The 1046-nt window shown below is 74.1% G+C and carries 1 protein-coding gene; it reads left to right on the top strand.

The features are described 5' to 3' along the window. A partial coding sequence (locus RL72_RS00070; RefSeq protein WP_487246353.1) for an ATP-binding protein occupies window positions 1-1046 on the top strand: 1046 nt, incomplete at both ends.

Genomic DNA, 1046 nt, shown 5'->3' with positions numbered 1-1046 from the left:
AGAAGGTCATCGAGGAGGCCCCCTCCCCTCTGCTGGACGCGGCCACGCGCGCCGCGATCGGAGCCGCCGCGTGCGAGACCGCGCGCAGCGTGGCGTACCGCGGTGCGGGCACCGTCGAGTTCATCGTCGAGGCGGCCGCGCCCGACGAGTTCTTCTTCATGGAGATGAACACGCGGCTGCAGGTCGAGCATCCGGTGACCGAGCAGGTCACCGGGCTGGATCTGGTCGAGCAGCAGCTGCTCATCGCTGCCGGAGCCCCGCTCGCGTTCGGACAGGACGAGGTGCGGCTGCGCGGGCACAGCATCGAGGCGCGCGTCTACGCCGAGGACCCGTCCGCGGGCTTCCTGCCGACCGGCGGGCGGGTGCAGCGCGTGCTCCATCCCGCGGGTGAGGGGATCCGGGTCGACACCGCGATCGCCGACGGCCTGGACGTGTCGATCGACTACGACCCGATGCTCGCGAAGGTCATCGCGCACGGATCCGACCGCGACGAGGCCCTGCGGCGTCTCGTGCGCGCGCTCGACGAGACGGCCGTGTTCGGGTTCCCGACGAACGTCGAGTTCGTGCGCGCCCTTCTGGAGCTGCCGGAGGTGGCCGCCGGCGATCTGGACACGGACCTCATCGCGCGACGCTTCGACGACCTCGCCTTCGCCGAGGCGGATCCCCGGGTGTTCGCCGAGGCGGCCCTGCTGCTGGACGCGGCGGCGACGGCGGCCGCCTCGACACGACCCAGGAGTTCGGGGGTGTCTTCGGCTGCGGCGGGGTCGGAGCATGCCGGTTCTCCTGCATCGTGCTCGCCCGAGCCGGCTGCCACGGGGCCGTGGACGCGCCACGACGGCTGGCGCCTCGGCCCCGCCGCGCCCCGCCGGTACCCGCTGGTCTGCGGCGAGCGCCGCGCCGAGGTGCGGGTGACGGGATCCGGGGCGTCGCTCGCCGTCGGCGTGGACGGATCGGATCCGCTGCCCGCGTCGCTGCGCGAGGGAGACGGCCTGCGCCGCACCATCGCGATCGACGGCGTCTCCCGCACCGTCGCCGCGCTGGCCTCG

Origin of the sequence: Microbacterium azadirachtae, assembly GCF_000956545.1 — a bacterium.
Classification (GTDB): Bacteria; Actinomycetota; Actinomycetes; order Actinomycetales; family Microbacteriaceae; genus Microbacterium; species Microbacterium azadirachtae.
The sequence above is the reverse complement of the archived record's forward strand: the minus strand, read 5'-3'. Positions and strand labels throughout refer to the sequence as shown.